Source organism: Bradyrhizobium sp. cir1, from assembly GCF_014198245.1.
In the GTDB taxonomy this organism is placed as follows: Bacteria; Pseudomonadota; Alphaproteobacteria; order Rhizobiales; family Xanthobacteraceae; genus Bradyrhizobium.
Genome location: NZ_JACIHE010000015.1, coordinates 196,482 through 202,744, shown reverse-complemented (window position 1 = coordinate 202,744; position 6,263 = coordinate 196,482). Strand labels below are relative to the sequence as shown.

At 65.1% G+C, this 6,263-nt stretch carries 7 protein-coding genes; 2 read left to right on the top strand and 5 right to left on the bottom strand.

The genetic code is table 11. The features are described from left to right. Positions 1 to 98: 98 nt before the first annotated feature. A complete protein-coding gene (gene gtdA, locus GGD63_RS27100) occupies positions 99 to 1,139 on the bottom strand; it encodes a gentisate 1,2-dioxygenase (RefSeq protein WP_183246306.1) in 1,041 nt (346 codons plus the stop codon). A 176-nt stretch (positions 1,140 to 1,315) separates the two neighbouring features. Between gtdA and maiA the strand changes: the two genes are divergently transcribed. Together maiA and GGD63_RS27090 are read left to right on the top strand one after the other, a co-directional pair. Continuing rightward, entirely contained in the window at positions 1,316 to 1,948 is a 633-nt protein-coding gene (gene maiA / locus GGD63_RS27095; RefSeq protein WP_183246304.1) for a maleylacetoacetate isomerase, read from the top strand. Further along, a complete protein-coding gene (locus GGD63_RS27090; RefSeq protein ID WP_183246302.1) occupies positions 1,938 to 2,450 on the top strand; it encodes a MarR family winged helix-turn-helix transcriptional regulator in 513 nt (170 codons plus the stop codon). The genes maiA and GGD63_RS27090 overlap by 11 nt, the downstream gene beginning before the upstream one ends. Before the next feature lie 199 nt (positions 2,451 to 2,649). Here the strand turns inward: GGD63_RS27090 and GGD63_RS27085 are convergent, their stop codons facing one another. The 4 genes from GGD63_RS27085 to GGD63_RS41010 all read right to left on the bottom strand — a co-directional run bounded on the left by GGD63_RS27085 (position 2,650) and on the right by GGD63_RS41010 (position 6,258). Next, positions 2,650 to 4,263 carry a benzoate-CoA ligase family protein gene (locus GGD63_RS27085; protein ID WP_183246300.1) on the bottom strand — a complete coding sequence of 538 codons (1,614 nt, stop codon included), beginning with the start codon at positions 4,261 to 4,263 and terminating at the stop codon, positions 2,650 to 2,652. After that, positions 4,260 to 5,426 (bottom strand): FAD-dependent monooxygenase, encoded by a 1,167-nt coding sequence (locus GGD63_RS27080; RefSeq protein WP_183246298.1) that lies wholly within the window; start codon positions 5,424 to 5,426, stop codon positions 4,260 to 4,262. Before GGD63_RS27080 ends, GGD63_RS27085 begins: the two co-directional genes overlap by 4 nt. 189 nt (positions 5,427 to 5,615) lie before the next feature. After that, on the bottom strand, positions 5,616 to 5,831 hold the full coding sequence (locus GGD63_RS27075) for a hypothetical protein (RefSeq protein WP_183246296.1): 216 nt from the start codon (positions 5,829 to 5,831) through the stop codon (positions 5,616 to 5,618). Positions 5,832 to 5,889: 58 nt separating this feature from the next. Beyond that, complete coding sequence (locus tag GGD63_RS41010) at positions 5,890 to 6,258, bottom strand: hypothetical protein (protein ID WP_409334098.1); 369 nt, start codon at positions 6,256 to 6,258, stop codon at positions 5,890 to 5,892. Between the last annotated feature and the right edge of the window lie 5 nt (positions 6,259 to 6,263).

Genomic DNA, 6,263 nt, shown 5'->3' with positions numbered 1-6,263 from the left:
TCCATCTCCGCTGCCGCCAGGCCACGCCTTGACGGCCGCAAGCACGGCGTCATGCTACCCTCAGCGATCGGGCGAATCTAATGGTTGCTACGAGACCGTCACGCGTTCCCGCGGTCTTCCCGGAACAGATCCAGCTTCTGCTGTACCGGCCGATCCGAGAAGCTGAACAGCACGGCATCCTCATCTGCCTCGTGCGTCACCCAGTGCCAGCTCGGCACGACGAACAGATCACGCGGGCCCCACTCGAACACGGCATCGCCGATGCGGCTGCGGCCGCGGCCTTCGATCGGACAGAACACCGTGGCATCGGTCGAACGATAGCGCGCGGTGTTAAAACCCTTCGGCAACAGCTGGATGAAGGTGCCGATGGTCGGCATCGCGAAATCGCCGGTCTCGGGGTTGCTGAACTTCAGCTTCAGCCCGTGGCAGGCGTCCCACTCCTGGCTCGTCCTGGCCTTCTCCAGCGCCTCACGGGTATAGGCATAGGGATAGCTGAAGATCGGCGAGGTCTTCGAGCTCCGCTTCACGTCGACCGGCAGCAGGTTATGGCCGTAGCGCGCAAAACTGTCGCCGGCGGGTTTTGTAATTTTCTGCTGGTCCTCTTTCGAGCCTTCGGCGAAGGAGCAGTCGAAGAACTGCACCAGCGGGATGTCGAGGCCGTCGAGCCAGAACATCGGCTGATCGGTCTCGTTGGAATGATCGTGCCAGGTCATCGACGGCGTGATGATGAAGTCCCCTCGCTCCATCGCGGTGCGCTCGCCGTCGACAGCGGTATGCGCGCCCTTGCCTTCGAGCACGAAGCGCAGCGCCGACTGGCTGTGGCGGTGTGCGGGCGCGACGTCGCCGGGCACTACCATCTGCACGCCGGCATAGAGCGAGGTGGTGATCTTGGACTGCCCGCGCAGGCCGGGGTTCTCCAGCACCAGCACGCGCCGCTCGGCCTCCTTGGCCGTGATCAGCTTGCCGGCTTCCGTCATGTAGTCGCGGATGACGTCGAACTTCCATAAGTGAGGCCGGCAGGCGCTCTTCGGCTCCGGCGTGATCAGGTCGCCCATCACCGTCCACAGCGCGGTGAGGTTTTCGCCGTCGATCTTCTTGTAGAACGCCTCGCGTTCCGGCGTCTTGGTCACGGCTTCCATGGTTGCTGCTCCCGATCGTTTTGTTGATTGACAGTATACTGACGATCTAGGTAGCGTCAATGTGAGGGTAACGGTAGCAATGGTCGTCATTCCGGGGCGATGGAAGCATCGAATCTCGAGGTTCCGGGTTCTCGCTTCGCGAGCCCCGGAACGACAAGAAACCAAGGGAGGTCTCGATGAAGCTGCACGGCTATTTCCGCTCCAGCGCTGCCTACCGCGTGCGGATCGCGCTGAACCTCAAGGGCCTCGGCGCCGAGCATCTGCCGCATCACTTACGCAAGGGCGAGCAATGCGCCCCTAGCTATCTCGCCATCAATCCGCAGGGTCTGGTGCCGGCGCTGGAGAACGATGCAGGCGCAGTGCTGACCCAATCAGTCGCCATCATCGAATGGCTCGATGAGACCCACCCCAATCCGCCGCTGCTGCCGAAGGATCCGCTGCTCCGCGCCAAGGTGCGCGCGTTCGCGTTGGCGATCGCCTGCGACACCCATCCGGTGCAGAATCTGAAAGTGCTGGCGCGGCTGCGCGAGCTCGGCCTTGCCGAGGAGAAGGTCCAGGACTGGGCCGCCTGGGTCAACCGCGAGGGCCTGTCGGCCTGCGAGACACTGATCAAGAACGAGGCCGGGCCGTTCTGCTTCGGCGATGCGCCGACGCTGGCCGATCTCTGCCTGGTGCCGCAGCTTGCCAACGCGCGCCGCTTCGGTGTCGACGTCTCCGCTTATCCGCGCCTGCTTCAGGCCGAGGCCGCGGCCAAGGCGCTGCCTGCGTTCGCCAATGCCGCGCCGGAGAAGCAGCCCGATGCCGAGTAAGCCAGCCCCTCCGATCACGATCGATGCGGTCTATGCCGCGCCGGGCTATTTGTTCCGGCGCATGCAGCAGATCGCGGTCTCGATCTTCATGGAGGAGTGCAAGGCGTTCGACCTCACGCCGGTGCAATATGCCGCGCTGATCGCGATCCACACCCACCCCGGCATCGACGCGACGCGGTTGTCGGCGGTGATCGCCTTCGACCGCTCCACGCTCGGCAGCGTAATCGAGCGTCTGCAGGCCAAGGACTATATCGAGCGCAAGCCGGCACCCGAGGACAAGCGGATCAAGCTGCTCTATCTGACGAAATCAGGCGCGGCGATCCTGCGCGAGATCATCCCCGCCGTCGAGCGCGCCCAGGCCCGCATGCTGGAGCCGCTCAAGCCCGCCGATCGCAAGGCGCTGATGGGGCTCCTGGTGCAACTCGTCGACCTCAACAACGAGGCCTCGCGGGTGCCGCTGCGGGCGGAGGATGCGCTGGAGCATTTGGGGAAGGGTGGGTGAGGGTGTGAGTGGATCTCCGCTCGCGCCCTATCCACCGCCTTCGCCGGGACGACACCAAGTGTGTGGCGACACTGTCGCCTCCATTTCCGCTGTCATTCCCCGCGAAGGCGGGGAATCCAGTACGCCGCGGCTCATCGGTTCCAGCCGCGCCGTCTCGGAGTACTGGATCGCCCGCCTTCGCGGGCGATGACAGCCGGCCTCACATCCGCAACAACGCCTGCCGATCGATCTTCCCCGTCCCCGTCTTCGGCAACTCGTCGATGAAGATCACCTCTCGCGGATATTTGTAGGGCAGCAGCTTGCTCTTCACGTAATCCTGCAGCTTCCGTGTCGCCTCGACCTGATCGGCCGCGCGGTTGTTCATCACCACCACCGCCTTCAGTGTCATGCGCCGGTCCGGCAGCTCGGCTGCGAACACCGCGCATTCGCGGATGTCCGGGTGGTCGGCGAGGCACAGCTCGACCTCGAGCGGATAGACCCACTGGCCGGAGATCTTGATGAGATCGTCGGCGCGGCCGCGGAAGAAGTGAAAACCGTCGGCATCGCGCACGAAGCGGTCGCCGGTGTAGATCCAGCCGCCTTCGCGGATAGTCTCGGCGGATTTGTCCGGGCGGTTCCAGTACAGCGGCGTGTTGGAATCGCCGCGCACCCACAGAATCCCTTCCTCGTCGTCGCCGACCTCGCGTCCGTCCTTGTCGCGCAGCGCGACCTCGTAGCCGGGTACGCGCAAGCCCGCGGCACCGAGCTTTTTCTGCTCGGGACGGTTGGAGAGATAGATGTGCAGCACCTCGGTCGAGCCGAGGCCTTCGACGATCTCGAGCCCCGTGAGCGCCTTCCAGCCGTTGAAGACCTCTGCCGAGAGCACTTCGGCGGCGGAGAGCGCCATGCGCAACGACGAGAAATTCGTCTTCTCTGCGCCCTCGGCCTTGGTCAGCGAGGTATAGAGCGTCGGCAGGCCGAAGAAGACCGTCGGCTTGTACTGCCCGATCGCCGCGAAGATCGCCGCCGGCTTCGGCTGGCCCGGCAACAGCAGCGTCGCCGCTCCCGCCGAGAACGGGAAGGTGACGGAATTGCCGAAGCCGTAGGCGAAGAAGATCTTTGGCACCGAGAAGCAGATGTCGTCAGGCGTCAGCTTCAGCACATTCCGTGCAAAGGCGACATCGCTATAGGCCATGTCATGCTGGAGATGCACGATGCCCTTGGGCCGCCCGGTCGAGCCCGAGGAGTACATCCAGAACGCCATCTCGTTGCGATCGGTGTCCGCTTCGGCGAGCTCAGTCGGGAATTGCGCAAGCCAGCTCGCCGCCGCCAGCGCCGAAGGCGCAGCATGCTCGCCGACCGCGCCGTTGACGACGATCAGCGTGCGCAGGGCGGTGTCCTTGCAGGCCTCCGCATTGAAGCGTGCGCAGAACTCGGACTCGGCGACCGCGACAGCAGCGCCGGAATCGGCGAGATAGAATTGCAGGAGGTCCGGCGGCGTCAGCGTGTTGATCAGCAGCGGCACGAAGCCGGCCCGCACCGCGCCGAAGAAGGCGGCGGGATAAGCCGGCGTATCGTCGAGAAACAGCAGTACGCGGTCGCCGCGCCTCAGGCCGAGCGAAGCAAAGCCGTTGCCCCATTGGCAGGCCTCCGCGCAGAGCTCGGCATAGGTGCGCGTGCCCGCCGGCCCGATCAGCGCGAGCTTGTCGCCACGGCCCTGGGCCAGATTGTCGAACAGCACGCGGCTGGCGTTATAGGTCTGCGGAACGGCAAAGCCGATCTCGCAAGTGCCCGGGCTGTCGGCAGGCACCTGGTCGCGAATCTCGTTGCTCATGCCGTAACCTCGCCGGCCGCATCCCCACCGTCGCCTGCACCATTCTTGGCGGCCTCGTAACGCGCCATGAAGGCCGGCGACATGTGGCGCAGGCGCGCATCGTCGATGCGCCCGGAGCGGGTGATGTAGCTGTAGGCGAAATCCAGGAGGTCAAGCTGCATGTGCTGGGCGAAGTGCTCGTACCAGAAGGCGCTGGTGCGCGCCGCATTGATGAATTTCTGCACCACCGGCTTTCGCGCAGCCTGGTAGCGCTGCAGCGCGGTGGCCAGATGCGCATCGGATTCCAGCGCCTTGACCAGCGCGATCGCGTCCTCGATCGCGAGCCGCGTGCCCGAGCCGATCGAGAAATGCGCCGAGTGCAGGGCGTCGCCGATCAGCACCATGTTCTTGAACGACCAGTGCTCGTTCCAGACCCAGGGGAAATTGCGCCAGACCGATTTGTTGGAGACGAGACAATGGCCGCCGAGCGTGTCGGCAAACACCTCCTCGCAGGCGCCCTTGGACTGCTCGAGGTCCTTGTAGGCGAAACCATAGGCCTGCCAGGTTGCGTGATCGCATTCGACCAGGAAGGTGCTCATGGTCGGCGAATAGCGGTAGTGATGCGCGTTGAAGACGCCGCGATCGGTCTTCACGAAGGTCTGCGACAGCGTGTCGAAGCGTTTCGACGTGCCGTACCAGACGAATTTGTTGGAGGAGTAGGACAGCGAGGTGCCGAAATCGCCCTCATAGGCGCGGCGCACCAGCGAGTTCAGTCCGTCGGCGGCAACGATCAGATCATGGCCGTTGAGCTGGTCGATCGCGTGAATCGGCGTGTCGAAGCGCGGGGTGACGCCGACATCGAGCGCGCGCTGCTGCAGGAATCTCAGGAGCTCGAGCCGGCCGATCGAGGAGAAGCCGACGCCGTCGATGGCGACGCTGTCGCCATGCAGGTTTAGCGTGATGTTCTCCCAGCTCTCCATATGCGGGGCGATCGCATCGACCGTCTCGGGGTCGTCGGCGCGCAGGAACTCCAGGGCCTGGTCGGAGAACACGACGCCGAAGCCCCAGGTCGCGTCGGCCGGGTTCTGTTCGAACAGGTCGACTTGATCGTCGGGGTGACGCTTCTTCCAGAGATAGGCGAAGTAGAGCCCGCCGGGCCCCCCGCCAATCACGGCGATCCGCAACGTCTGCCTCCCTAATTGACAGTATACTTACTATCTAGGGGTAGACTAATGTGCCCCGACGTCCGGCGCCAGCGGAATTATCGGCAAGGCCGGCACGCCAAAGCTCGCTTTCGGACACACGTCTTGCGCGTGTCCGAGATCCTCAGGCACCAACCATAGCCAAACCGGGCCGGATTGACCACCCGGGGGTCAGACGCAGCGCTTCACGTAGACGCCGTTCAACAGCACCCTGGTACAGCGGACCACCGGAACAGGCTTGCGGACCACGACGGCCGCGTTCGGCTCGGCGCAACCGGCGCGATAGACGCCGCGGGCGCACACCACCGCGTTGGCATCTTTGGCCTCGAACGTCATGGTTGCGGCGAAGGCGAGGAGTGCGGAAGCGATCAGCAGCAACGAACGCATGTCTTTCTCGCGAGGCTTCGTCATGATCACGCGCCTCGGCGCGTGATCATGCCCTGCCTCAACGTGCGGCGAACGGGGCGAGCACATCCTTGCACGCCGGCGACAGCGAGGCGGCGTTGTTGGAGATGCACTGGATGATGCGGCCGCCGCCGGGCGCGACGCCGGCGCAGAGGGTGCGGATGTCGGCGCCGCAGGCCGACCGGACGATGAACAGTTCTTCGCGCGGCAGCAATGGGCGGAGCACGATGACGGCGGGTGCCGCGGCAGGCGCTGGCGCAGCCGCCGGCGCAGCACCAGCAGCAGCAGCAGGCGCGGCCGCCGGCGCACCGCCGCCGAACGCCGCATTCACAGCCCTGGCGCAGCCCGCCGACACCTTCGCCTTGTTCTTCTCCAGACATTCGAGCGCGGGCGCGCCGCCCGGCGGCACGCCGG

Coding starts and splice junctions, on each gene's coding strand:
- GGD63_RS27075 (WP_183246296.1), bottom strand. CDS start 5,831: ATGCGTTCGTTGCTGCTGATCGCTTCCGCACTCCTCGCCTTCGCCGCA.
- GGD63_RS27090 (WP_183246302.1), top strand. CDS start 1,938: ATGCCGAGTAAGCCAGCCCCTCCGATCACGATCGATGCGGTCTATGCC.
- gtdA (WP_183246306.1), bottom strand. CDS start 1,139: ATGGAAGCCGTGACCAAGACGCCGGAACGCGAGGCGTTCTACAAGAAG.
- maiA (WP_183246304.1), top strand. CDS start 1,316: ATGAAGCTGCACGGCTATTTCCGCTCCAGCGCTGCCTACCGCGTGCGG.
- GGD63_RS27085 (WP_183246300.1), bottom strand. CDS start 4,263: ATGAGCAACGAGATTCGCGACCAGGTGCCTGCCGACAGCCCGGGCACT.